This is a genomic window from Lentzea sp. NEAU-D7, assembly GCF_026242055.1.
Lineage (GTDB): Bacteria > Actinomycetota > Actinomycetes > Mycobacteriales > Pseudonocardiaceae > Lentzea.
Genome location: NZ_JAPJDL010000015.1, coordinates 173,633 through 197,644, shown reverse-complemented (window position 1 = coordinate 197,644; position 24,012 = coordinate 173,633). Strand labels below are relative to the sequence as shown.

The window sequence follows — 24,012 nt, the reverse complement described above, 5'->3', positions numbered from 1 at the left end:
TAACACCCTTGGGGCAGAGCAGGATCTAGAGGCGGACAGTTGGGTACTTGATGCCCGCTCCGGTGTTCAGCACGACCACTTCGTCGCTCGCCGAAAGCCAGCCTTCCTCGCGCAACGCCCTGACCGCGCTGATCGTCGCGGCGCCTTCCGGGCAGAGGAACACGCCTTCGAGACGGGCGCATTCGGCGCGGTCGGCGGCGATCTGCTCGTCGGTCACCGCCAGCGCCGTGCCGCCGGTCTCCCTGATGGCCCGCAGGATGATGAAGTCCCCCAGGGGTTTCGGCACGTTGATGCCGAACGCGCTGGTGTAGGCGTCGTGCCAGAACACCGACTCCGCCTCGCCCGCCTCGAACGCCCGGACGACCGGCGCGCACCCGGTGGACTGGACGGCGACGAGCCGGGGCAGGTCGCCGGAGATCCAGCCGAGCTCGCGCATCTCCAGCAGCGCCTTGTGGATCCCGATGAGGCCGACCCCGCCGCCGGTCGGGTAGACGATGACGTCGGGCACGCGCCAGCCGAGCTGCTCGACGATCTCGTAGCCCATCGTCTTCTTGCCCTCGATGCGGTAGGGCTCCCGCAGCGTGGAGGCGTCGAAGAGGTCGACGTCCGCGATGGCCTTGCCCGCGTCGGCGATGGTGCCCGGCACGATCCGCAGCTCGGCGCCGCTCGCCTCGACCTCCTCGCGGGTGATCAGCGGGGCGTCCTCGGGCATCGCGATGACGCTGCGCATGCCGGCGCGGGCCGCGTACAGGGCCCAGGCCGCGCCCGCGTTGCCGTTGGTCGGCATCTTGATGCCCTCGATGCCGAGCTCCCTGGCCCTCGCCACGCCGACGGCCGCGCCTCGGGCCTTGAACGAACCGGTCGGGACGAGCGACTCGTCCTTCATCAGCACGTTCGCGTCCAGCGCCCGGCTCAGCGCGGGCAACGGCACCAGCGGCGTCATGCCCTCGCCGAGGCTGAACGCCGGGTCCGGGTCGCGGACGGGGAGGACGTCGCGGTAGCGCCACAGCGAGTTCTCGCTGGTCGGACGGGCCACGCGCGCGAGGTCGTAGCGGGCCAGCAACGGCGAGGCGCACTCGTGGCAGAGGTTCTGGACCGCGTCGGCGTCGTGTTCGCGGCCGCAACGGGCGCATTCCAGATGCGAGAGCATGACTTCATGCATACAGGCGGATGAGCCGGCATGTAAGCCGGATCCTGTTCATGGGACCGAGGTCCCAGTCGGCGGCCATCCATCTGGGCCTGCCGTTGCCGACAGGCTCTAGCGGCCTACCCGCGAGCATCGGGCGGGCAGCCCTCGAACGCTCGCGCAGCACCATCACTCGCGATCCGGTGCCCTCTTGGCCTTGCTCCGGGTGGGGTTTACCTAGCCGCCCCAGTCACCTGGGGCGCTGGTGGTCTCTTACACCACCGTTTCACCCTTACCGCGGCTTTCGCCGAGGCGGTCTGTTCTCTGTGGCACTGTCCCGAGGGTCGCCCCTGGTTGCCGTTAACAACCACCCTGCCCTGTGGAGTCCGGACTTTCCTCGACAGTCTCCTGCCGCGGCCGCCCTGCCGACTCATCCGCTTCCCGAGGATATCCCAGGGGCTGGAACCGGTTGTCCACCGGTGCGGACGTTGGTTGACTTCAGCCATGACACGACGTCGCCACGTCGACTACGGCCGCGTGGCAGCAAGCCTGTGTTGCCGCCTCTGAGTGCGTTCTTCGTAGCCGCGACCTCAGGGAGTGCCTCGTCATGTCCGATCTGCTGATCATCTCCGGTGCGCCGTCCCACTCCGCGCCGACCGGTGTCGTCGTGTCGTTCGTGGAGGAACAGCTGCGGGCCGCCGGGCACCGGGTGTCGTTGCTCGACGTGCGGTCGCTGCCCACGTTGTCGCTGCTCACCGAGGACCTTCGGGACCCGGAGATCGCGGCGGCCGTGAGCGGCGTGCTGGCCGCGGACGGCCTGGTCGTCGCCTCGCCGGTGTACCGCGCGGCCTACAGCGGGCTGGTGAAGGCGTTGCTCGACCTGCTGCCGAAGAAGGCGTTGCGCGGGCGGGCGGTGCTGCCGCTGGCAACGGGCGGCAGCCAGGGGTTCCTGGTGGCGATGGACTACGCGCTGCACCCGTTGCTCGCGGCCAAGGGCGCGGACCAGGTGGTGCGCGGCGAGTTCGTGCTGGACCAGAACGTCGGAACCGCCGGCGCGGCCGCGGCGCTGGAGGCCGCGACCGACCGGTTCACGACGGCGCTGACGCCCCGGCTGCGCAAGGCCGGCTGACGCTCACGCGGCCTCAGCCGAGGTGCGAGGTGTCGTTGACGAGCTTCACCGACGCGTGCCCGTCCGGGTAGAACTCGGCGATCGAGACGCCCGTCAGGTCGAGGTGCATCCGGAACAGGAACTGCGGCCCGACGTCCAGCGCCTGGCGGAGCAACGTCTTGATCGGCGTGACGTGGCTGACCAGCACCAGCGTCTTGCCGCCGTACCGCGAGATGATGTCCGTGCGCGCCTTGCGCACCCGCGCGTGGACCTCGTCGAAGCTCTCGCCGCCCGGCGGCTTCACGGACGTGTCGCCCAGCCACCTGCGGTGCACCTCGGGGTCCTGCTTGCTCGCCTCGGCGAACGTCAGCCCCTCCCAGCTGCCGAAGTCCGTCTCGACGAGCCCCTGGTGCGTGACGACCTCGAGCCCGATCTTGTCCGCGAGTTTCCGGGCGGTCTGCTGCGCCCGCTGCAGCGGTGACGAGATGACACCGGCGATGCCGTCCATCTTGGACAGTCGCGCCGCGGCCTTCTCCGCCTGCTCCAGCCCGAGCTCCGTCAGCGGGTGGTCGCCCCGCCCCGAGTAGCGCCGGTCGACCGACAGCCTGGTCTGCCCGTGCCGCAGCAGGACCAGCCGCGTGGGCTCGCCCGCCGCACCACTCCAGTGCGGCTGCTTGGCGCCTTCGGCCTCCTGGGGCTGTTGAGGCTCTTGGGGCTTGGCCTCGTCGTCCATGGCCTCGTTCGCCAGCCTGTCCGCCTGCCGGTTGCGCTCACGCGGGATCCACTCGTACGTGACCTTCTGGAAGTCGCGCGCGACCTCCTGCGCCTCCCTGGCGAGGGGCTGCATCGAGGGGTGCTTGATCTTCCAGCGCCCGGACATCTGCTCGACGACGAGCTTGGAGTCCATCCGCACGTCGACGGTCTCGGCGTTCAACTCCCGCGCGGCCCTGAGCCCGGCGATGAGCCCCTGGTACTCGGCCACGTTGTTGGTGGCGACGCCGATGAACCCCTTGCGCTCGGCCAGCGTCTCACCGCTGAGCTTGTCGCGCACGACCGCGCCGTACCCGGCCGGACCGGGGTTGCCCCGGGAGCCGCCATCAGCCTCGACGATCACCTTCACGGGCCGATCGTAGCCCCGCGTTCAGGCCCCTCCGGACGCCCTGTATTCTGTTCACATCAGTCTGGGTGGCGGAATGGCAGACGCGCTAGCTTGAGGTGCTAGTGCCCGAAAGGGCGTGGGGGTTCAAGTCCCCCCTCGGACACCAGTGTTAACCACACGCGGAAGAGGTCGTCGATCAGACGGCCTCTTCCGCGTTGTCGTGCTTCGGTCCGACTCGGCGTGATCGCGGCACCTGCCGGCGTCACGGTCACATGGTGATGACGACCTTCGCGCGGGCGTGCTCGGTCTCCACGTAGCGGATGGCCTCGGGCACCTCGTCCAGTGAGTACGTGCGGTCGACGACCGGGATGAAGGCTCCCGACTCGGCGAGGTGCCGCAGATCCGCGAGGACCTCGCGGTCGGACGTCGTGGTGAGCACCAGCAGGCGGTCGCGGAAGAACGGGGCCAGCAGCTTCGCCCTGATGATCAGCCACATGGGGCCGACGAGGCTGCCGCCGCTCGACACTCCTCCGCCGGACAGCACGATCGTCCCGCCGGGCTTGAGGGCGCGCCGCAACGCGGTCAGCGAGTGGTTGCCGACCAGGTCGAGGACGAGGTCGTAGCGGGTGCCGTCCCTGGTGAAGTCGTCCGCGGTGTAGTCGATGACGTGGTCCGCGCCGAGTGACGTGACCAGCTCGACGTTCCTCGTGCTGCACACGCCGGTCACGGAGGCGCCGAAGGACTTCGCGATCTGCACGGCGAACGTGCCCACGCCTCCGGACGCCCCGTTGACCAGGACGTGCTGTCCCGGCTGGAGGTTTCCCGCGTCCCGCAGGCCCTTCAGCGCGGTGTGCCCGGCCAGGGGTGTCGCGGCGGCCTGCTCGAACGTCAGGGTGGCGGGCTTGGCCTCGACGAGGTCCTCGGACACGCACACGTACTCGGCGAACGCTCCGTCGGCGGTGCCCAGGTCGCCGTACACCTCGTCGCCGGGCCGGAAGCGCCGCACGTCCCTGCCCACCGCCTCGACCCTGCCCGCGAAGTCGCGGCCGCGGATCTTGTTCCTGGGAGCAGTGACCCCGATCCCGGTGAGCCTTGCCAGGTAGGGGTCTCCGCGCATCATGTGCCAGTCGTAGGCGTTGACCGAGGCCGCGTGCACCCGCACGAGCACCTCGTTGCCGGAGGCCGCCGGCGGTTCCACGTCGCGGAACTCCAGCACGTCCGGCGATCCGTACCGGTCCTGGACGACTGCCTTCATCGGGTCTCCTCCAGTGCGAGTCCGGCGCGGGCCGGACGGGTGGGTGACGCCGGGCGGCGGCGGATGATCCACTCCGCGACGGCGAGGTTGATGAGCCAGGCGGCGAGCATCAGCAGCGCGTTGCTGAGCCGGTCGGGTTCTCCGACGGCCACGAGCCACGCGGTCAGCACCACCGCCTGGGTGCCGGCGCCGAGGCCGATCGCGAAACCGCGGATCATCCAGGCTCGGTGCCCGGCGACGTCGCGGCGGCGGATGGCGGTGAACCCCAGGACGAGGGACACCGTCCACGCCGTGCCGACCACCAGCCGGATGCCTGTGAGCAGAGCGCCGACGTCATCGGGTTTCGGGTAGAACACGGTCATCCACAGACCGGACAGCGCGCCGAGGAGTCCACAAAGGACCAGCAGTCTTCCCGCCATCCGGTGCCATCCCCGTCTGCGGCGGCGGAAGCCGGGAGCGAACTGGAAGGCGCCGAGGACGGAGTACACGCTGACGGTGACGGCGTGCAGCACCACGGGCACGGGCGAGGCGAAGAACCTCGCGTTGTCCGGTGTGATCTCCGCGCCTCCGCCCAGCTCGGCCAGCCGGAGGGCGCCACCGAGCACCGGGATGACGCTGAACAGGATGATCGCGGCCGGGATGAGCTTGTCCAGCTTGGCGGAGGAGGTCATGCACAAGATCGTGGCCCGCGAGGTGGTGTCACCTCATCGGCACTTGGGCCGCGATCGTCCTGGCCGATGGTGCGACCGGCTCGTCGTACTTTCGGCTACTGGCGCCGCGGTCCGCTCCGGACGCGCTTGGTCTCGTAGGCCCAGATCGCGATCTCGACGCGGTTCCTGGCACCGATCTTGGCCATCAGGCTGGCGATGTGGCTCTTCACGGTGCTGAGCGCGATGTGGAGGTCCTTGGCGACCTCGCTGTTGGTGCGCCCGGCCGCGACGGCGACGAGGACCTGCTCCTCCCGTTCGGTGAGCGGGTCGATCGGCTGTCCCGCGCGGCCTGCCGGCCCGGTGTCCGCGAAGGCCTCGATCAACCGGGCGGTGACGCTGGGCGCGATCAGGGCGTCGCCGGAGGCCGCGGCGTGGACGGCCTGGGTGAGCAGGGCGGTGCCGGCGTCCTTGAGCAGGAAACCTCTGGCGCCCGCGCGCAGGGCGGCGTAGACGTACTCGTCGAGGTCGAACGTGGTGATCACGACGACGGCGAGCGGGTCGGGGACGCCGGGCCCGGCGAGCAGGCGGGTGGCCTCGATGCCGTCGATCCCGGGCATGCGGATGTCGAAGAGGCACACGTCCGGCCGCAGCCTGCGGGCCAGTTCCACGGCCTGCGTCCCGTCCGGTGCCTGGCCGACGACCTCGACGTCCGGCTGGGCGTCGAGGATCATCGAGAGTCCTGTTCGGACGATCTCCTGGTCGTCGGCGACGATGACCCGGACGCTCATGCGGCCGACCCGGTGAGCGGCAGCACGGCGGTCACGGTCCAGCCGCGGCCGGGGTTCGGGCCCGCCTCGCAACTGCCGCCGAGCAGGCCCGCGCGTTCCGTCATGCCGATCAGCCCGTGTCCCTGCGGCGCGCTGCCGCGGAGGGTGCCGGTGTCGCCGTCGTCGCTCACCCGCAGGCGGACGGACGAGTCGCTGACGGTGACCCGCACCTCGATGCGGGTGGCGTGCCGGGCGTGCCGCCGGGCGTTGGTGACCGATTCCTGGGTGAGCCGGTAGATCGCTGTCCCCACCGACTTCGGGAGGTCGTCGACGGCGCCGTCGATCCGCACGTCGACCTCGGGGCCCGGCCTGCCGGGGCTCGCGAGCCGTTCGATGTCGGCGACGCCCGGGCTGGGCGCCAGGTCGGCCGGCTCGTCGTGGCGCAGGGCCCGCACCATCGTGCGCATCTCGGTGAGCGCCCGGGACGCCTCCGACTCGATCAGCGCGAGCGCCTCGACCGCCGCCTCCGGCCGCGACGCCGCCGTCGCCAGCCCCGCCTGGGCCCGGATCGCCATCGCCGACACGTGGTGCGCCACCGTGTCGTGCAGGTCGCGTGCCAGCCGCTCCCGTTCCAGCAGCTTGACCTGGTCGAGCTCCCGCGCCCGCGCCCGGCCCCGGTAGCGCACGGCGGCACCGAGGGCGCACGCCGTCCCGAGGACAGCGCTGCCGGCCACCGCCTCCCCCGCGCCGAGGTAGCCGAGCGCCGCCGACAGCCCGACCTTGCCGAGCATGATCGCCAGCCCGATCACCGCCTCACGCCCGGAACCCCACCGGAACAGCGAGAACGGGAAGAGCACCATGTACACCATCACGGAGAGCTCGGGCTCGCCCCCGAACACCAGCGAGGCGACCGCGGCCGTGCCGAACACGACGGCGACGGCGAACAGCGGCCGGCTCCGGCGCAACAGCAACAGCGGCACCAGCCCCACCGCGAGGACCAGCGAGCCGGCCCGTGCACTCAGGTCCGGCCGCAGCACCACCTCGATCACCGCGACCGGCGGGAGCAGGGCGACCAGCACCCAGTCCCACCACAGCCGCGCCGCCGCGCGCACCGGCCGGGGCTCATCCCACACCGACCGCATAAGGGCGAACACGTCCACATCGTACGAGAGCCGGTACCAGGACAGATCCGTCCCAGGTACGAGATCGAGCCACCCGGTTACCGCTTGGCGTAGTCGTCCATGCCCTGCCAGTCGACGATGACGCAGGGTTCGTCGCCGACCGTCCACGCGTCGTGGCCGGGCGCGGCCATCATGAAGTCACCCGAGCCGATCTCGGCCTCCTCGCCGTCGTCCATGACGATCTTCATCCGGCCGGACACGACGTAGCCCTTGTGGGCCACCTGGCAGCTGTCGGTGCCCGCGATGGGCTTCACGTGCTCGGCCCAGTGCCAGCCAGGCTCGAACACCGCGCGGCCGACGGCGCCGGCCTCGGAGTTGATCAGGTCGAGATGACCCGTGCTCTGCTCGAAGGGACGGGTCTCCTCGGGCTTGTCGAAACTCTTGACCAGCAGACCGGACATGACGAACCTCCTGAAATCGCCGATCAGCCAGCGGACCACGCCTGCGGCGACCGCGCTCGCCGCAGACGGCCCGAACCAGCGGGCCGAAATACCTGAACTCGGACGGTCAGGTATCGGGCACGCGTGGTGGTCACCCGCTGGGCGGTCGTGGAATCGGTGAGCAGACGACCGAGGACGCGCCGTCGGTTCAGAGCTCTGGATCGTCGGTCGGCAGCTTGTCTAGCCATCCAGGAGCCAGGCGGAGCCGCGCCGCGCACGTCGACAGGTCCTCCGGGTGGTGCGGACCGAACCGGCGCCAGAAGTCGACGAACACCCACGGCGAGTCCAGCTCGAACTCGTCGGGGAAGGCCTTCACCCCGGCGGCATCGGCGATCACGTCAGGCCGGCCTGCGTACCGGGCGGCGAGGCGGCGACCTCGTCCACGTCGTCGGTGAAGTAGCCCGGCATCGAGGCGAACCGGTCGAGCGTCACGCCGTCGCGCAGCAGCTAGTGGGGCCAGTAGTCGCCGTCGTAGATGCGCACCGTGCTGGCCAGGACGGACAAGGCACGGCTCATGTGTTCCGCGGCTGCCACCTCTGTGAAGTAGCTCGGCCAGAGGACGACAGTCCAGCCGTTCGCCGCCGGGAAGACCCGCACCTCGTCCGCGGTCGCCGGTTCCGCGTCCTCGACGGGCACAGCGGGGCCAGGAGTGCGCCTCGGCGATCGGTTGTAGGTTCCGGACATGATCAAGGCCGCCCCGGACCTGCTGGAGATCGCGTCCGCCCTGCTGCCCGGCACACGCCTGGACGACGCCTTCGTCGCGCCCGACGGCAACATCCACCGCGTGCTGCTGATCCCGGGCGTCGCCGCGGTCCGCGTCAGCAAGCGCCCACTGGCCGCCGCGTCGATGCCCCGCCGCGTGGAGGTGCTGCGGCAACTGGCTTCCGCCGGGCTGCCGTTCCAGGTGCCGGAGCCGCTCACACCCGTGACGACGTTCGGCGACCAGGCCGCCGTCGCCGTGTCGTGGGTCGGCGGCACCGCCCTGCCCAGGGATGCCGGCGATCCGGCGCAGATCGCCGAGGTGCTGACGGCCGTGCGCTCGGTGCCGTTGACCGGGTCGCTGCTGGAGGTGCTGGACGGGCGCGAACAAGGGCCGTCGTGGTCGGCGATCATCGCGGAGGAGATCATCCCGCGCCTGCCCGCTCACTGGCAGGACGAGGGACGGCGGCGGCTGGACGCCGCAGTGGAACTGGAGCCCGTGCCCGACGCGCTGGTGCACGGTGATCTCAGCGGTTCGAACGTGCACTGGTCGGCGGACGGAAAGCTGCTCGGCGTCCTCGACTGGGACATGGCCATGCCCGCCGACCCCGCGATCGACGCGGCGCTGATGGCCTGGCACGGCTGGGACAACGTCCGTCGCGCCGTGTCCGCCGACGTCTACCGCCGGGCCCGCACCTGGGACGCGCTGTTCGGTGTCGAGCACCTGGTCGCGACCATGAACGGGCGGCCGATGACCAGTCCGGACGGTTTCGTGTCCGCGATCGTTCCCCGGCTGGAGGCCAACGTCCCGATGAGCCGCTGACGCCAAGGGCTGGTGCACTCGAGGCTACGAGCAGACGAGAAGGCGTTCGTCGGATTCCCGGACCAACAGGTCCCCCGCGCCGCCAGCAGCTCAGCCACCTCTCCCGCATCCCGCCCCGACTTCGGCGTCAGAAGTCGTTCATGGCGGTTCAGCCGCGCGCCCGGAGGATGCCTTCCACCGCTTCGAGGAGGGTGTCGCCGATCGGGCCGGGGTCCGAGAGGCAGCCTGCCGCCATCGCGCCGTCGCGCAGCATCACGAAGTGCCTGCCGTCGCGCTCCGCGGGAGCGTCGCCGACGCGGGCGAGCAGGGCCGTGACGGTGTCGAGGAACCACTGGCGGTGCGCCAGAACTGCCTGGTGCACCGGATGTTCGGGGTCTGCGTACTCCGCGGCGGCGTTGAGGAAGGCGCAGCCGCGGAACTCCTCTTGGCGGATGTGCGCCGAGATCCCCCTCGCGACGGAACGCACGGCGTCCGCGTCGTCCTTGGCCGCTGCCACGCCCGCCTCGACGTTGTGGCGGGTCGCCCTGTCGGCCTCGGCCAGGTAGGCGAGGACGAGGTCCTCCTTGCCGGCGAAGTGTCGGTACATCGTCGCGCGGGTCACCTTCGCCTCGGCGAGGATGCGGTCGACTCCGACGGAGTGCAGTCCCTCCGAGTAGAACAGCCGGCTGGCCGTTCCCAGCAGGCGGTTCCTGGCGTCGGACACGGTGCGGGTCACCCTTCCGACGCTAACAGAGAGAACGTTCGGTCTTGACAGATGTGCGAGCGGGCTGCGAGTGTCGAAGTAGAAAGAACGTTCTCCCTACTTCAAGGACACCTCGTGACCATCGACGCACCCGCGGGTCTCGCCCCGGCCCTCCGCACGCTCTACCTCGTCCGCTTCGGGTTCGCGGTCGTGTGGGCCGTGCTGCTGTTCCTCACCGCGACGGAGATCGGGCCGGTCAGCGGCACGTTGCTGGTGCTCTACCCGCTGTTCGACGTGGCCGCGGTGGTCGTCGACAGCCGGACCTCGCGCGGCGGAGCCTCTGTCGCGCTCTACGCCAACATCGCCGTCAGCACGCTGGCGGCGGCCGGGCTGGCGTTCGCCGTCACGTCCGGAATCCCGGCTGTTCTGACGGTGTGGGGTGCCTGGGCCGTGGTGTCCGGGGTGGCCCAGCTCGCGGTCGGGCTGGTGCGGCGGAGCCTTGGCGGGCAGTGGCCGATGATTCTCAGCGGCGGTATCTCCACGCTCGCCGGCACGTCGTTCGTCCTGCAGGCCGGGGCGGAGGGGGCGACGTTGAGCAACCTCGCCGGGTACGCGGCGATCGGTGGCGTCTTCTTCCTGGTGTCGGCGTTGCGGCTGCGTAGCACGAGCTGAGTCGCGCAACGCCGGGGTCGCGACGACTTACCGCGATTCCTCGAACTCAGGGGTCTTCATGAATTCGACCAGGCACACCAGGGCTCGCTCGAACTCCGTTGCTCTCATCCTGAAGTTCTGGAACTGCCCGTACAGGTCTTGGACTTCCACCCAATCGTCATCGACCCGCTCCACCCTGCCGCTCGGCGTGCCGAGCGCGTAGTCCGACCCGTGCTCGGCACGCATCGCACGCCACTGGAGAAGGAAGTCTTCCGCAGTGCCCAGGTTGCCGACCGGGATGAAGAGCGTTTCGAGCCCCAGGCGCGCGTTCTCCGTCGTGCCCGGAGGTCCTGACGGGACGACCATTCCGTCCTCATCGACGGAATACGACCAGTCCTCGTCACGAGCCACTTCGTTCGTCATCGTCCTCCTCGAGGGAAGAAGAGCACCGCGCTGAACTGAGAAAGGGGCTGCCCGCCTGGGCAGCCCCTTCTTCCGTGCTCGCGAGCTACAGGCCGGACTCCGAGGTCCGCACCAGGATCGCGCCGCACTCCTCGCAGCGCACGACCTCGTCCGCCGCCGCTTCCTTCAGCTTCGACACGGCACTGCGGTCCAGCTCGATCCGGCACGCGCCGCAGCGGCGGGACTGGATCAGGGCCGCGCCGATGCCGCGCTGCTCGCGCTGGCGGTCGTAGGCCTTCAGCAGGTCGTCCGGGAAGCCCTTGGCCATCGTCGAACGGTCGGCGGTGCGGCGGGTCTCGGTCGCCTCCAGGTCGGCGAGGGCCTCGTCGCGGCGGGCGGCCGCGTCCTTCAGGGTCGCGCGGGCCTTGTCCAGTTCCACGCGGGCGAAGGAGGCGTCGGCGTCGACGGCCTCGCGGCGTTCCATCAGCTCCAGCAGGTCGTCCTCGAGGATGCCCTGCCGGCGCTGGATGGTGGCCAGCTCGTGCTCGAGGTCGGTGAGCTGCTTGGCGCCGACCGAACCCGACTGCAACAGCTTGCGGTCGCGCTCGCCGCGGGCGCGCACCTGGTCGATCTCGGTCTCTTGGCGCTTCACGTCGCGGTCGAGGTCGGTGAGCGTCGTCTCGACGGCCACCAGCGCGTCCTGCTTGGCGCGCACCTGCTGCTCGGCCTCCGCGATCTCCGCGATCTCGGGCAGCGTGCGGCGGCGGTGGGTGACACGCGCCAGTTCGGCGTCGACCGCGGCCAGGTCGAGCAGCCTTCGCTGCACTGCGGGATCGGCTTTCACGCAAGTCCTCCTACTGCTGTGCTCGTCGCACCGACGGTCCACGGGTCGGTCCGGCGGGTGGAGACGAGTACGTCGACCCTACCGCCGAAGGCCGCCCGCAGGATCTCCGCCGCCTGCTCGCACCACGGCCACTCGCTGGCCCAGTGCGCCACGTCGACCAACGCGGGCCCGCCGGACTCGATGTGCTCGCTCGCCGGGTGGTGCCTGAGGTCGGCCGTCACGTAGGCGTCGACGCCTGCTCGCTTGACCGCGTCCAGGAAGCTGTCACCCGCGCCGCCGCACACCGCGACCCGCCTGACCAGGCCTTCCGGATCTCCCGCGGCACGCACGCCCTGCACGGTGGCGGGCAGCGCGTCGGCCACGCGCTGGGCGAACGCCCTGAGCGGCTCGGGTTCCGCGAGCTGCCCGATGCGGCCGAGGCCCGTGCCGTCGGGCTCTGCTGGTTCGAGCGGACCGGTGACGGTGAGCCCGATGGCCTTCGCGAGCGCGTCCGAGACACCCGGCAACGCCGAATCGGCGTTGGTGTGCGCGCAGTACAGGGCTGCGCCGTTGCGGATCAGCCTGTGCACCAACGCCCCCTTGGGGTCGTCGGCCGGAACACCGTTGACGCCCTTGAGGAGCAGCGGGTGGTGCGCGAGCACGAGCTGCGCGCCCCGTTCGACCGCATCGTCCACAGTGGACGACGTCGGGTCGACGCAGACGAGGACCCTGGTGACCTCGTCCCGCGGATCACCGCAGACCAGGCCGACCGCGTCCCACTTCTCGGCGGTCTTCGGCGGATACGCGGACTCCAGGACCGCGATCACGTCGGCGAGCTTCACGCCAGTTCCTCCATCACGACGCGCAACGCGTCCACGAACACCGCGAACTCCTCCGGCGGCCGGATCGCCACGCGCAGGTAGGTGTCGTCGAGCCCTGGGAACGTGTCGCAGCGGCGCACCGCGATCCCCTTGTCCCGCAACGCCCGACGGGCACCTCTGGGCGCCCTGATCAGCAGGAACGGCCCCTTCGGCGCAACGACGACCAAGTCTTGGAGCTGCTCCACCGCGTGCGCCGCGTACTGCTCGGCCTCCAGCGCGAACCGCGCGGACTGGTCGAGCGCCTCCGGTTCGCAGCACGCCGTGATCGCTTCCAGCGTGAGGCTGCCCACAGGCCAGTGCGGACGGCCGTGCGCGAGCCTGGCGAGGGTCTCCGGGTCGCCGAGGAGGTAGCCGGCGCGCAGCCCCGCGAGACCCCAGGTCTTGGTCAGGCTGCGCAGCACCAGCACGTCCGGGTCGTGCGCGAGCGACTCGGGCTCGCCGGGGACGGCGTCCATGAACGCCTCGTCGACGACCACCCGGCCGGGCAACGCCTTGAGCGCGGCGGCGTCGTGCAGCACGGACGTCGGGTTCGTGGGGTTGCCGATGACGATGAGGTCGGCGTCCGAAGTCACGTCGCGAAGGCGGAAGTCTCCGTCGAGCAGCACGTGGTCGACCGGAATTCCGGCATCGCGAAACGCCACCTCGGGTTCGGTGAACCCGGGGTGGACGATCGCGGCACGGCGCGGCGCGAGCTTCGGCAGCAGCGCGAAGCCCTCTGCGGCACCGTTGAGCAGCAGAACCTCGTCCGGAGAGCGCCCGTGCCGGCGTGCGACGGCCTCACGAGCGCGTTCTTCGGCGAGTTTCGAGGGGTAACGCCCGAGGTCGCCGAGCGCCGCGGCCAGCCGGGCGCGCAGCCAATCGGGCGGGTGCGGCACCCGCACGTTGACGGCGAAGTCGGCGAGGCCCGGTGCGGCGTCGACGTCACCGTGGTGGCGCAGATCTGGGCTGGTCATCGCCGGAATTCTAGGCGACCGGCTCAGACCGGCGCGTCACTGCATGTAGCGGCGGAGCTCGGTGAGGTGGCTGATCAGCTCGTCCAGCTGGAACGCGTCGAGCTGCGCGGACTCACCGGGCGGGGTGCGGAAGCAGACGCGACCCTTCTCGTTGAGGTACACCTCGAACGCACGACGGCGCCCGAGGGCGTCGGTGCACCCGATGATCTCCCGTTGCGGGGGCACGTCGGTACCTGTCTGCATGGGCGGCCTCCATGTCGTTTGTCCGTACATCTTGCGACAACGGTTGAGCGTTACCGTGCGGCGGCACCACATAGGCTGCGCGACATGCACGTCTCGTTCGTCTGCACCGGCAACATCTGCCGGTCCCCCGTGGCAGCGCTCGTGTTCCGCGAGTGGCTGTCCCGGGAAGGATTGTCCTCGGAGGTCCGGGTGTCCAGTGCGGGCACCGGCGGGTGGCACGTCGGCGACCCGGCCGACCCGCGCTCGTTGAAGACGTTGGCGGACAACGGATATCCCGTCGACCACGTGGCCGCGCAGGTCGGTGCCGAACACCTGGACGCGGATCTGCTGGTCGCGCTCGACTCCGGTCACGCCCGCGCGTTGCGCCGGATGGTCGATCCCGATCGCGTGCGGCTGCTCCGTTCGTTCGACCCGGACGCCGACGGCGTGGACGTGCCCGATCCGTACTACGGCGACGACGCCGGGTTCACCGAGGTGCTGGTGATGGTCGAGGCGGCGATGCCGGGGCTGGTCTCGTGGGTCCGCGAGCGGCTCTGAGGACCAAGCACCAGTCACCCCGGGCCACCGCCGCCGAGGCGGCCGGCCTGCGGTGGCTGCGCGTCGACGGCGGCCCGCCGGTCCCCGCGGTGCACAGCGCTTCCGCGGGCACGCTGGTGATCGACGAGATCCCCACCGGTGAGCCGGATCTTCAGGCGGCCGTGACCTTCGGGCGCCGTCTGGCCGCCCTGCACCTCGCGGGAGCCCCGGCGTTCGGCTCCCCGCCTCCCGGCGGCCCGAGCGAGGCGACGATCGGCCTGGCCGAGATGATCAACGAACCCGCCCCGGAGTGGCCGGAGTGGTTCGCGTCACAGCGGATCGATCCGTATGCGCGACAGGCGGGCGTCGACGTCGGCGAGGTGTGCTCGCGGATCGGCGAGCTCGCCGGTCCGCCGGAACCTCCCGCACGGCTGCACGGCGACCTGTGGAGCGGCAACGTGCTGTGGGGCGCCGACGGCCAGGCGTGGCTCATCGACCCCGCGGCTCACGGTGGCCATCGGGAGAGCGATCTCGCGATGCTCCAGCTCTTCGGCTGCCCGTTCCTCGACCACGTGCTCGGCGCCTACCAGGAGGTCGCGCCGCTGGCCGACGGCTGGCAGGCACGCGTGCCGTTGCACCAGCTGTTCCCGCTGCTCGTGCACGCCGTGCTGTTCGGCGGCGGATACCGGTCGCAGGCGGTGGCCGCGGCACGAGCCGCTTTGCGAGGATGACGTTCATGGACCTCACCGGCTGGACTTGGCTCAACGAGCCGCGGAAGTGGTCGGCCACCCCGCTGACCGTGCACGCCGACCCGGGCAGCGACTTCTGGCGCCTCACCGGCAACGGCGTGGTCCGCGACAACGGCCACCTCTACGGCATGAGCCTCACCGGCGACTTCACCCTCACCGCGACCTTCAGCGGCGAGTACGCGGCGCAGTACGACCACGCAGGTGTCGGGCTGCTGGCCGACGGCGAGAACTGGATCAAGGCCGGGGTCGAGGTGTTCGACGGGAAGCTGCAGGCCAGCACGGTCGTGACGCGGGGTTTCTCGGACTGGAACCTGGCGCTCGCAGAGCCGTTCGAGCGGTTCACCGTCAGTGCCGAACGCAGGGGTGACGCGGTCTGGGTGCGGTACGGGACCGACGGGCGGGAACCGGTGAACCTGCTGCGCAAGGCGTACTTCCCGCCCGGCGCGGAGGTCAGGGCGGGGATCATGGCGGCGAGCCCGGAGGGCGAGGGGTTCGTGACCCAGTTCCACGAGGTCCAGCTCACGCAACTACCGTGAGGACGTGCGGTTCAAGTTCCTCCTCAAGCCGGGCTGGCTGGCGCTGACCCTGGCCGTCTGGGTGTTCGCGGGTGCCTGCATCTACCTCCTGTCGCCGTGGCAGTTCGGCCGCAACGACGAACGCCAGGAGCAGAACTCCGCCATCACCAAGTCGCTGAAGAGCGACCCCGCCCCGTTCGGCGCGCAGCACGACGAGTGGCAGAAGGTCGAGATCAAGGGCCGCTACCTGCCGGAGCTGGAAGCGCTGGCGCGGCTGCGCACGGTCCAGGGCGAGGCGGCGTTCGAGGTCATCACGCCGTTCGAGACCACCACGGGCCACAAGGTCCTGATCGACCGCGGGTTCGTGCGGCCGGTCAACGGCATCAAACCGCCCGACTTCGCGGCGCCTCCCACCGGCGAGGTCACGCTCATCGCGCTCGCCAGGCCCAACGAGTCGAACGACCAGCCCGCGTTCGAGCAGGACGGCCGCAGGCAGATCTACTCGATCAACAACAACGCGGTCGGCCCCGGCATCGAGCCCGGCTACTACCAGCTGGTCGAGAAGCAGCCCGGCGCGCTGTACACGCTGCCGCTGCCCCGGCTCGAGTCCGGGCCGTTCTTCTCCTACGCACTGCAGTGGATCGCGTTCGGCGTGATGGCGGTCGGCGGGTGGCTGTACTTCACGATCCGCGAGGCGCGGCCGGGCGGTGTGCTCTACGAGGGCAGGAAAAAGAAAAAGTCGATCGCCGAGCTACTTGCGGAAGAGGGCGATGACGGCGCTGACGAAGCCGGCGCCGAAGCCCACGACCCGGGACAGCTCCACGGCACGCGTCACGTGCCCTGAGTCCGGGTTGCGGCCGTGGCCGAGCACCGGGCGCTCCTCCACGCCGTGCGAGTAGACGGTGCGGCCGCCCAGCCTGATCTCCAGGGCGCCCGCGAAGGCCGCCTCCACCTGGCCCGCGTTGGGCGACGGGTGCGCTGCCGCGTCACGGCGCCAGGTCTCCAGCGCCTGCGAGGCCGAGCCGCCGACGACCGGTGCGCCGCCGACCGTCAGCAGGGCCGCGAGGCGTGACGGCACCAGGTTCAGCAGATCGTCCAGGCGGGCCGAGGCCCAGCCGAACCGCAGGTGGCGGGGGGACTTGTGGCCGACCATCGCGTCCAGTGTGTTGGCGGCGCGGTAGCCCAGCAGGCCGGGCACACCGGCCACCGCTCCCCAGAACAGCGGTGCCACGACGGCGTCCGAGGTGTTCTCGGCCACGGACTCCACGGTCGCGCGCGCCAGGCCCGTCGTGTCGAGCCGGCTCGCGTCGCGGCCGCACAGGCTCGGCAGCCGCGTCCGGGCCGCGTCGAGGTCTCCGTCGGCCAGCTCCCGGCCCATCGAGGTGCCCTCGGTGGCCAGCGAGTTGCCGCCGAGCACCGTCCAGGTCGCCAGCGCCGTGGTCGCCGTCTGCAGCAGCCAGTGCCTGCGGGAGGCCCGTTCCACCACCACGCCCAGGGCCGCGGTGCCGCCGACCAGCACGGCGGAGTAGACGGCGCCGGCTGCCCGCGAGTCGGCGTACAGCCGCTTCTCGAGGGCCGCGGCGGACGACCCGAATGCCGCTACCGGGTGAAATCGGCGTGGATCGCCGAACACCGCGTCCGCGGCCACGCCCAGCAACAACCCCAACGCGCGACCCGCGCCCACGGCATCCTCCCCAGCTCGTCGAAGGCACGGTAGCGCCGCGTCGGACGAGCGCGCGCATTAGGGTGGCCGGTCGTGGAGCACAAGCGGCTGAAGCTGTACGCCTATCTGGACGCGCGCGATCATCAGCGCACGTACCTGGCGATCATGCGGCTCTTCACCTCCACGCTGCTGGCGGATCTGAGCGCGGGCGAGGTCGCGGGGGCGCTGGCGGGGCTGGAGCGCGAGGGCCGCGTCGAGCAGGGCGAGAGCCGCATCGAGAACGTCATCAACCGCCTCAAGCAGCTCGTCGAGTGGGGCAACCTGGTCCAGGGCCGGCGTGAGGTCGTCGCGGCCAGCATCGCCGAGTTCCAGCACGGCAGCGTGCGCTACCAGGTCTCCAAGCTGGCCGTCCGCGTCCAGCGCGACGTCGACGAGCTGCTGCGGGTCCCCGAGGGCGCCCGCGAGGTCTCCCGCGAGCTGCTGCCCGCGATCGAACGCGGCCTCAACGAGCTGGGCGGATCGCTGTCCGTCGCCCTGCTCAACGAGGGCGACAGGACCAGGGAGCTGCTGGCCGAACGCGTCACGACGCTGTTCCTGCAGCACGCCGAGCTCGCCGCGACGGTCCGCGACTTCTACGCCTACCTCGGCCAGGTCGTCACGCGCAACCACCTGGCGCCCGACGAGATCGCGGGCTTCCGCAACCTGCTGGTCGAGTACATCCAGCGGGTCGTCGAGGACGTCCTGAAGTACACGCCCCCGATCGCGGAGGCGCTGGCCGGCCTCACGAAGGCCCGCACCGAGCTCCTGCGGCTGCTCGGCACCGACCTCGGCCTCAACGTCGAACGCGCCCGCGGCCGCACGGCGGAGGACTGGCAGGAGCTGACGGACTGGTTCGTCGACCGCCCGGGCCGCCCGAGCCAGGTCACGGCCCTGCGCGAGGCCACGGCGCGTGCCATCGGCAGCCTGCTGGCCAGCGTGAAGCGCGCGACGTCCGGCGGCGGGCTCCTCCCGGGGCGCCGCGCCGAACTGCTCAAGCTCGCGAGCTGGTTCGACAACGCGACCAGGGAGGAGGCCCACGAGATCTACGCCTCCGCGTTCGGTCTCCACAGCGCCCGCCACCTCTCCCCCGCGCCCGAGCACGACTCGGACAACGAGCGGACGCCGTGGCGCGACGGCCCCGTCTGCGACGTCACCGTGAGCGTCCGGACCCGAGGCGACCGGGGCGGGCGCGGCAGGCCGTCGCGGATCCTCGACGACCCCATGACCGAGCAGTCGCTGCTGGCGGAGGCGCGTGAGGCGGACGAGATCCGCGCGAGGCACGTCGCGGAGCTCACCAAGGCCGCCGGGAACCTGGAGAACACCACGCTCACGCACGGCGCGCTGGAGGTCTTCTGCGAGCTGCTGACGCTCGCGATGGCCCAGCGCGACTCCCCGAACGACAGCGGCTCGGCCAGCGACCCCGTGCGCGGCCTCGAACTGGAGATCGCCCGCGGCACGACGACCAAGATCCGGTCGGCCGCCGGGACGCTCACGCTGCACGACGCGACGGTGGCACTCAAGCGATGAACCACTTGGACAACCTCTCCGACATCGACGCCGCCAACGTGGTGCGGTGCGCGCGGACGTTGCTGCGCAGGCCCTTGCTGCGCACGGACGGCCCGGACGGCGAACTGCTCAGCCTCGTCTACCGGCACCGCGCGACCCTCCAGGACCTGTTCGCGGGGCTGCTCGGCTACCGGCTCGTCGTGGAACGCCGGTTCGCGCGCCTGTACAAGTCCGGCCCCGGCCACGACGACACGCGCGGCGTGCTCAGCATGTCCCCGCGCGGTTACGCCTACCTGGCGCTGACGCTGGCCGTGCTCACCGGCATCGGCCGGCAGACGTTGCTGTCCCGCCTGGTCGCCGACATCCGGTCCGCCGCGGCCGAAGCGGGCATCGACGCACCGGACGACGTCACGGAACGGCGCGCGCTCACCGCGGCCCTGCGCCACCTCGTCTCCCTCGGCGTGCTGCACGAGACCGAGGGGTCGGTCGCCCAGGACGCGCTGCCCCAGGAGGCGTTGATCACGATCGACACCGACCTGCTGGGCCAGCTCGTGACGGGCCCGGTGGGCGAGGCCCAGAGCCCGGCCCACCTAGTCGAACTGGCGGCGCGCCCCGGTCCGCGCGGCGTCGAGCACGCGGTGCGGCGCAGGCTGGTCGAGACGCCGCTGGTGCTCTACGCGGACCTGCCCGCCGAGCAGGCGGAGTGGCTGCGGCGCAACCAGCGCAAGGAGACCGCGTTGCTGGAGCAGGCTTTCGGCCTGCACACCGAGTGCCGGGTCGAGGGCGTGCTCGCCGCCGACCCCGAGGACTTCCTGACCGACCTGTCGTTCCCCGGCGTCTCGACCGTCGCGCGGATCACGCTGCTGGCCCTGCCCGAGCTGCTCGACAGCGACGCGGAGGACGCGCCCGCACGGCACGTCGTCACCGCCGAACGCCTCCGCGAGGTCTGCGCCGGTCTGGTCGAGGACTACCCCGCGGCGTGGTCGAAGCAGTTCACCGACGACCTCGACCGGCTGGTCGCCGAGGTGACGGAACTGCTGCGCCGCATGGGACTGGCGGTGCGGACCGACGACGGCTCGTGGTCGATCAGCGCGGCCGCGCACCGCTGGCTGCCGTCCCCCGACGGCGACCCGGAACGAGAACAACAACCGGAACCCGTCGTGGTGCCCGAAGTACCGAGCTGGTCCCTGTTCGACGAGGAGAACGTTTCATGAGCAGATGGCGGCTGCACCGCGGCGGCGTGGTCAACATCTGGCAGTACACCGAGCAGACGTTCGACTTCTCCGGTGGCCGCGCGATCTTCCAGGGCACCAACGGTTCCGGCAAGTCCCGCACGCTGGAGCTGCTGCTCCCGCTGTGCCTGGACGGCGACCTGCGCCAGGTCGGTTCCAAGGGCTTCGACACGGTCAGCCTGCGGCGCCTCATGCTGGACGACTACGACGGCGGCCCGAACCGCATCGGCTACACCTGGGTCGAGCTGGTCCGCGAGGCGGCTGACCACTCGGGCAACGAGTACCTGACGTGCGGCCTGGGTGTGAAGGCGTCCAAGACCTCGCAGGCGATCACGGACTCGTGGCGCTTCGTCACGCCGCTGCGCGTCGGCACGGAGCTGCAGCTCGCGGGCCCGGAACGCGTTCCGCACGGCCCGGCGCAGCTGCGGGACCTCATCGGCGCGGACTGCATGTTCGAGGAGCCGGCGTTCCGCGCGAAGATCGCCGAGACCGTCTACGGCGTGCCGGCCGCGCGCTACGGCGACCTGCTGCACCTGCAGCGGACGCTGCGCAACCCCGACGTCGGCCTGAAGGTGCTGGAGGGCCAGCTCGAACAGATCCTGAGCGACGCCCTGCCACCGCTGGACCAGGCGATGGTCGAGCAGCTCGCGACGTCGTTCGACGACCTGGAGTCGATCCGCGAGAACATCGTGCGACTGTCCTCGGCGGACAGTGCGCTCGGCACGTTCCTCAAGACCTACAGCGACTACGCGTTCGGCGGGCTGCGGTCCGCGGCCGAACGGCTGGAGGCCGCCGAGAAGTCGGTGGCGAAGCTGAAGCGCGAGCAGTCGAAGCTCACGCAGGAGCTCGACCTCACGCGGATGGAGCGCGCGGCGGCCGAGCAGGCGCTGGCCGACATGGAGACCGGCGAGCAGCAGGCCGAGGAGACCATCGCGGCGCTGAAGGAGCTCCCGGCGTTCCGCGACCTGCAGGACCTCAAGACGCGCGAGAACCTGGTGGCGGAGAAGCGTTCCTCCGCCGTCGCCGCCCTGGAGACGGCCCATCGCCAGCGCGCCCAGGAGGAGGCGGCCGTCGACAACGTGCTGCGCCTGCTGCGCCGCCTCGCCGAGGACCTCCAGGCAGCCGACGCGCTGAGCGAGCCGTTGCGCGAGAACCTGCGCCTCGCGGGCATGGACCCCGATCTCGCGCCGGACGTGCCGCAGGTCCCGGCGGCCGAGGCCACCGCGACCACGGCCTCGGTGCGGGCCAAGCCGGACCCCGAGGCCGGACCGCTGCCGATCGAACGCCGCGTGCCCCCGGCCGCCGCGACCGAGGACGTGCTGGCCGCGCTGACGTCGGTGATCGACCAGACGTCGGGCATCGCTTCCCTGGCGCGCCAACGGGGTGCGCTCGCCCTGGCGCTGCACGAGCAGGCGCTGGCCCTGGACGCGCAGCAGCGCGAGGTGGAGTCGTTGCGGCAGAAGGCCCGCGACGCCCAGCTCGGCGCGACCGAATCGACCTCGTTGCGCAACCAGGAGGTGCAGGAGCTGGCCGAGGTCGTGCAGGCCTGGCTGGAGCAGGTCGAGGTGTGGACGTCGAGCGGCCCGCTGCTCGACGAACGTCCTGCCGAGGCCCTTCAGCTTCCGCAGACCGCCGATCCGGCCGTCGCGAGGACGCTGAGCACGACCGCCCGCGACTGGGCGGCGCCGCTCGTGCAGGCGGCTCGCGACGCCGCGCACGCGTTCACCCAGCAGCGCGCCGAACTGCGGGCGCGGCTCGACACGCTCGACGAGGAGCTCGTCGGCCTGCGTTCGGGCGACGAGCGGATGCCGGTGCCGGGCCAGTACACGTCGGCGGACCGCGACCCCGCGGCCGGTGCGCCCTTCTACCGGCTGGTCGACTTCGTGCCGGCGCTGACCGACGACGAACGGGCAGGGCTCGAGGCCGCGTTGCAGGCGAGCGGGTTGCTGGACGCCTGGGTGACCACGGCCGACGCCGACCTGAGCGACGTCCTGGCCGTCCCGAGGCCCGCCGTCGACGGCCGTTCCCTGGCCGACTACCTCGTCCCGGCCGTCGAGGGCTCGCCGGTGCCGGAGTCCTTCGTCGCCGACCTGCTCACGGCGGTGTCGCTGGACGACATGACCACCACCGGCGACTGGCGCACGGGCGTGCTGACCGGCCGCTGGACCAAGCCCGAGGCCGAGTTCATCGGCGCGGGCGCGCGGGAAGCCGCCCGCGGCCGCCGCATCGCCGCCCTGGAAGAAGAGCTCGCCGACCTGCGCGCCCGGCTCGGCACCGCCGAGGACGAACTGGCCCGCGCCCACGAGCACGTCGCCACCTGGGAGGCGCACCTCGCGGCGTTCCCCGGCGACGGCGAGCTGATCGCGAAGCACAGCCGCGTCCAGGCCGCCGAGGAGTCGGCCGCGCGGGCCCAGCAGCGCACGTTCGAGCTGCGGGACGCCCTGGAGAACGCCAACTCCCGGCTCGAGGCCGCGCGCGCCGAGCTGACCCGGCAGGCGGGCGACGCCGACCTGTCGTCCGACACCGAGGCGCTGCGCCAGGCCCAGGCCGCGGCCTCGGAGGCCCAGCGGACCGCCGACCTGCTCGGTGACGCGGTGAAGAGGCGTTGCCAGGGCACGATCTCCGACCTCACCGACGCCTCGCACCGCTACCACGAGGCCGTCGCCGACCGGCAGACCGCGGAGGCCGACGCCGACGCCCGCTGCGTGGACCACGCGGCCCAGGCCGGAACGCTGGCCGAGCTGACCGACGCGGTCGGCGGCGAGGCCAAGGAGATCAGCGAGCAGCTCACGCAGCTGGAGAAGTCGCGCAAGAAGATGCGCGCGGACCTCAAGGGCGTGCGCGAGGGCATCACGACCGCGCGCGAGCAGGCCGCGAAACTGGAAGCGTTGCTGGAGAACAACTCCGCGCAGGTCGCCGACGCCTCCGAGGCGCTCGAGCGGGCCGCGGGGAACTTCCGGGCGACCGTCCGCGCCCCCGGCCTGCTGGCCGCCGCCTTCCCCGAGGCACCCGAGGAAGCCCTGGTGCGCCAGGCCATCGCCGAGACCCCGGACCGGCGCGGCGGCACCGAGGCCACCGTGATCGCGAAGCTGCAGGCGTTGCAGACCTCGTTGGCCGGCAGCCACGACATCGCCGCCGAACAGCACGCCGGTCTGCTCACCGTCACCGTGACCGGCGAGGAGGGCGCGAAGCCCGTCGCCGTCGCCGCCCGCCAGGTCACCGCGAAGCTGGCCGAGCAGCGCGGGTTCCTCGACGAGCGGTACCAGGGCATCTTCGCCGACTACCTGATCCGCGACCTGGCCGAGTGGCTGCGCGGCCAGATCACCGTCGCCGAGGCCCTGACCAAGCGCATGAACGAGGTGCTCGGCCAGGCCCGGTCCAGCCAGGGCGTGCACGTCAAGCTGGCCTGGAAGTCGTCGGGCGCCCTCGACGACTCGACGCGGCAAGCGCTTGCGCTGGTGCGGCTGCCGTTCGGCGAGCGCACGCCCGAACAGGACGCCACGCTGCGCCGCGTCTTCACCGAACGCATCGAGAACGAGCGGGACGCGCACTCCGGCGGCTACGCCGAGATCCTGTCGCGCGCCCTCGACTACCGCACGTGGCACCAGTTCACCGTGACCGTCGCCGACACCGGCCCGGACGGCAACCCGCGTGAGCGGCGGCTCAGGCAGCTCTCGTCCGGCGAGACCCGCCTGATCTCGTACGTGACGCTGTTCGCGGCCGCGGCGAGCTTCTACGACGCGGTCAGCGACGAGTTCGACCCGCTGCGCCTGGTGCTGCTCGACGAGGCCTTCGAACGTCTCGACGACCCGACCATCGCGCGGATGCTGGGCCTGCTGGTCGACCTCGACATGGACTGGGTGATCACCTGGCCGAGCGGCTGGGGCGTGTCGGACAAGATCCCGCGCATGCACATCTTCGACGTGCTGCGCCCCAAGAACGGCCGGGGCGTCGCGTGCACGCAGACCACGTGGGACGGCGCGGGCCTGGACCGGGTCGACCCCTAGAA

Annotated in this window: 26 protein-coding genes, 1 tRNA gene and 1 other RNA gene; 11 read left to right on the top strand and 17 right to left on the bottom strand. The window is 71.4% G+C overall.

Going from position 1 to position 24,012, the window contains the following annotated elements; all coding sequences use genetic code 11:
* Positions 1–25: 25 nt before the first annotated feature.
* Both ORI60_RS28255 and rnpB read right to left on the bottom strand, forming a co-directional pair.
* The gene (locus ORI60_RS28255; protein ID WP_266041028.1) at positions 26–1,150 is read right to left on the bottom strand and encodes a threonine synthase; all 1,125 of its coding nucleotides are present in this window, start codon (positions 1,148–1,150) and stop codon (positions 26–28) included.
* A gap of 17 nt (positions 1,151–1,167) precedes the next feature.
* Positions 1,168–1,559: RNase P RNA component class A (rnpB, locus tag ORI60_RS28250), an RNA gene on the bottom strand.
* Between the two features lie 174 nt (positions 1,560–1,733).
* Between rnpB and ORI60_RS28245 the strand changes: the two genes are divergently transcribed.
* The gene (locus ORI60_RS28245; protein ID WP_266041027.1) at positions 1,734–2,255 is read left to right on the top strand and encodes an NAD(P)H-dependent oxidoreductase; all 522 of its coding nucleotides are present in this window, start codon (positions 1,734–1,736) and stop codon (positions 2,253–2,255) included.
* A gap of 13 nt (positions 2,256–2,268) precedes the next feature.
* Here ORI60_RS28245 and ORI60_RS28240 read toward each other — a convergent pair whose 3' ends face one another.
* Positions 2,269–3,348: a bifunctional RNase H/acid phosphatase gene (locus tag ORI60_RS28240; RefSeq protein ID WP_266041067.1), complete on the bottom strand. Its 1,080-nt coding sequence runs from the start codon at positions 3,346–3,348 to the stop codon at positions 2,269–2,271.
* A 65-nt stretch (positions 3,349–3,413) separates the two neighbouring features.
* Between ORI60_RS28240 and ORI60_RS28235 the strand changes: the two genes are divergently transcribed.
* Positions 3,414–3,499: transfer RNA gene (locus ORI60_RS28235), tRNA-Leu, on the top strand.
* A gap of 102 nt (positions 3,500–3,601) precedes the next feature.
* On the opposite strand, the gene ORI60_RS28230 is transcribed toward ORI60_RS28235, so the two are convergent.
* The 7 genes from ORI60_RS28230 to ORI60_RS28200 form a co-directional block, all read right to left on the bottom strand.
* Entirely contained in the window at positions 3,602–4,588 is a 987-nt protein-coding gene (locus ORI60_RS28230) for an NAD(P)-dependent alcohol dehydrogenase (protein ID WP_266041026.1), read from the bottom strand.
* Positions 4,585–5,259 carry a DUF2306 domain-containing protein gene (locus tag ORI60_RS28225; protein ID WP_266041025.1) on the bottom strand — a complete coding sequence of 225 codons (675 nt, stop codon included), beginning with the start codon at positions 5,257–5,259 and terminating at the stop codon, positions 4,585–4,587. Before ORI60_RS28225 ends, ORI60_RS28230 begins: the two co-directional genes overlap by 4 nt.
* 95 nt (positions 5,260–5,354) lie before the next feature.
* Positions 5,355–6,026 (bottom strand): response regulator, encoded by a 672-nt coding sequence (locus ORI60_RS28220; protein WP_266041024.1) that lies wholly within the window; start codon positions 6,024–6,026, stop codon positions 5,355–5,357.
* A complete protein-coding gene (locus ORI60_RS28215) occupies positions 6,023–7,159 on the bottom strand; it encodes a sensor histidine kinase (RefSeq protein ID WP_266041023.1) in 1,137 nt (378 codons plus the stop codon). Before ORI60_RS28215 ends, ORI60_RS28220 begins: the two co-directional genes overlap by 4 nt.
* A gap of 65 nt (positions 7,160–7,224) precedes the next feature.
* A complete protein-coding gene (locus ORI60_RS28210) occupies positions 7,225–7,587 on the bottom strand; it encodes a cupin domain-containing protein (RefSeq protein WP_258947529.1) in 363 nt (120 codons plus the stop codon).
* A 187-nt stretch (positions 7,588–7,774) separates the two neighbouring features.
* Positions 7,775–7,963 (bottom strand): hypothetical protein, encoded by a 189-nt coding sequence (locus tag ORI60_RS28205; protein WP_266041022.1) that lies wholly within the window; start codon positions 7,961–7,963, stop codon positions 7,775–7,777.
* A 110-nt stretch (positions 7,964–8,073) separates the two neighbouring features.
* Positions 8,074–8,310 (bottom strand): hypothetical protein, encoded by a 237-nt coding sequence (locus ORI60_RS28200; RefSeq protein ID WP_266041021.1) that lies wholly within the window; start codon positions 8,308–8,310, stop codon positions 8,074–8,076.
* Here ORI60_RS28200 and ORI60_RS28195 point away from each other — a divergent pair.
* Complete coding sequence (locus ORI60_RS28195) at positions 8,309–9,148, top strand: aminoglycoside phosphotransferase family protein (protein WP_266041020.1); 840 nt, start codon at positions 8,309–8,311, stop codon at positions 9,146–9,148. The genes ORI60_RS28200 and ORI60_RS28195 overlap by 2 nt on opposite strands.
* Before the next feature lie 148 nt (positions 9,149–9,296).
* Here ORI60_RS28195 and ORI60_RS28190 read toward each other — a convergent pair whose 3' ends face one another.
* Positions 9,297–9,851 carry a TetR/AcrR family transcriptional regulator gene (locus ORI60_RS28190; RefSeq protein ID WP_266041066.1) on the bottom strand — a complete coding sequence of 185 codons (555 nt, stop codon included), beginning with the start codon at positions 9,849–9,851 and terminating at the stop codon, positions 9,297–9,299.
* A gap of 51 nt (positions 9,852–9,902) precedes the next feature.
* Here ORI60_RS28190 and ORI60_RS28185 point away from each other — a divergent pair, with 51 nt between their 5' ends.
* On the top strand, positions 9,903–10,502 hold the full coding sequence (locus ORI60_RS28185) for a hypothetical protein (RefSeq protein ID WP_266041019.1): 600 nt from the start codon (positions 9,903–9,905) through the stop codon (positions 10,500–10,502).
* 27 nt (positions 10,503–10,529) lie between these two features.
* On the opposite strand, the gene ORI60_RS28180 is transcribed toward ORI60_RS28185, so the two are convergent.
* From ORI60_RS28180 to ORI60_RS28160, 5 genes are all read right to left on the bottom strand, one after another.
* Positions 10,530–10,904 (bottom strand): hypothetical protein, encoded by a 375-nt coding sequence (locus ORI60_RS28180; RefSeq protein ID WP_266041018.1) that lies wholly within the window; start codon positions 10,902–10,904, stop codon positions 10,530–10,532.
* Positions 10,905–10,989: 85 nt separating this feature from the next.
* Positions 10,990–11,727: a zinc ribbon domain-containing protein gene (locus ORI60_RS28175; protein WP_266041017.1), complete on the bottom strand. Its 738-nt coding sequence runs from the start codon at positions 11,725–11,727 to the stop codon at positions 10,990–10,992.
* Positions 11,724–12,548 carry a Nif3-like dinuclear metal center hexameric protein gene (locus ORI60_RS28170; RefSeq protein WP_266041016.1) on the bottom strand — a complete coding sequence of 275 codons (825 nt, stop codon included), beginning with the start codon at positions 12,546–12,548 and terminating at the stop codon, positions 11,724–11,726. The genes ORI60_RS28175 and ORI60_RS28170 overlap by 4 nt, the downstream gene beginning before the upstream one ends.
* Positions 12,545–13,540, bottom strand: a complete 996-nt coding sequence (gene cobC, locus ORI60_RS28165) for an Rv2231c family pyridoxal phosphate-dependent protein CobC (protein ID WP_266041015.1) — start codon at positions 13,538–13,540, stop codon at positions 12,545–12,547. The genes ORI60_RS28170 and cobC overlap by 4 nt, the downstream gene beginning before the upstream one ends.
* Positions 13,541–13,576: 36 nt before the next feature.
* Entirely contained in the window at positions 13,577–13,783 is a 207-nt protein-coding gene (locus ORI60_RS28160; RefSeq protein WP_030472678.1) for a hypothetical protein, read from the bottom strand.
* Positions 13,784–13,867: 84 nt separating this feature from the next.
* Here ORI60_RS28160 and ORI60_RS28155 point away from each other — a divergent pair, with 84 nt between their 5' ends.
* The 4 genes from ORI60_RS28155 to ORI60_RS28140 are packed head-to-tail and all read left to right on the top strand — an operon-like array spanning position 13,868 to position 16,407.
* Entirely contained in the window at positions 13,868–14,320 is a 453-nt protein-coding gene (locus ORI60_RS28155; RefSeq protein ID WP_323055954.1) for a low molecular weight protein-tyrosine-phosphatase, read from the top strand.
* A complete protein-coding gene (locus ORI60_RS28150) occupies positions 14,299–15,030 on the top strand; it encodes a fructosamine kinase family protein (protein ID WP_266041014.1) in 732 nt (243 codons plus the stop codon). Before ORI60_RS28155 ends, ORI60_RS28150 begins: the two co-directional genes overlap by 22 nt.
* A gap of 5 nt (positions 15,031–15,035) precedes the next feature.
* Positions 15,036–15,584 (top strand): DUF1349 domain-containing protein, encoded by a 549-nt coding sequence (locus ORI60_RS28145; RefSeq protein WP_266041013.1) that lies wholly within the window; start codon positions 15,036–15,038, stop codon positions 15,582–15,584.
* A 4-nt stretch (positions 15,585–15,588) separates the two neighbouring features.
* Complete coding sequence (locus ORI60_RS28140; protein WP_266041012.1) at positions 15,589–16,407, top strand: SURF1 family protein; 819 nt, start codon at positions 15,589–15,591, stop codon at positions 16,405–16,407.
* Here ORI60_RS28140 and ORI60_RS28135 read toward each other — a convergent pair.
* Complete coding sequence (locus ORI60_RS28135; protein ID WP_266041011.1) at positions 16,315–17,247, bottom strand: cobalamin biosynthesis protein; 933 nt, start codon at positions 17,245–17,247, stop codon at positions 16,315–16,317. The genes ORI60_RS28140 and ORI60_RS28135 overlap by 93 nt on opposite strands.
* Positions 17,248–17,319: 72 nt before the next feature.
* On the opposite strand from ORI60_RS28135, the gene ORI60_RS28130 reads away from it, so the two are divergent.
* From ORI60_RS28130 to ORI60_RS28120, 3 genes are read left to right on the top strand one after another with little or no spacing between them, the layout of a single operon-like run.
* The gene (locus ORI60_RS28130) at positions 17,320–18,792 is read left to right on the top strand and encodes a DUF2397 domain-containing protein (protein WP_266041010.1); all 1,473 of its coding nucleotides are present in this window, start codon (positions 17,320–17,322) and stop codon (positions 18,790–18,792) included.
* The gene (locus ORI60_RS28125) at positions 18,789–19,985 is read left to right on the top strand and encodes a TIGR02678 family protein (RefSeq protein ID WP_266041009.1); all 1,197 of its coding nucleotides are present in this window, start codon (positions 18,789–18,791) and stop codon (positions 19,983–19,985) included. The genes ORI60_RS28130 and ORI60_RS28125 overlap by 4 nt, the downstream gene beginning before the upstream one ends.
* Positions 19,982–24,010, top strand: a complete 4,029-nt coding sequence (locus ORI60_RS28120; RefSeq protein ID WP_266041008.1) for a TIGR02680 family protein — start codon at positions 19,982–19,984, stop codon at positions 24,008–24,010. Before ORI60_RS28125 ends, ORI60_RS28120 begins: the two co-directional genes overlap by 4 nt.
* Positions 24,011–24,012 lie beyond the last annotated feature (2 nt).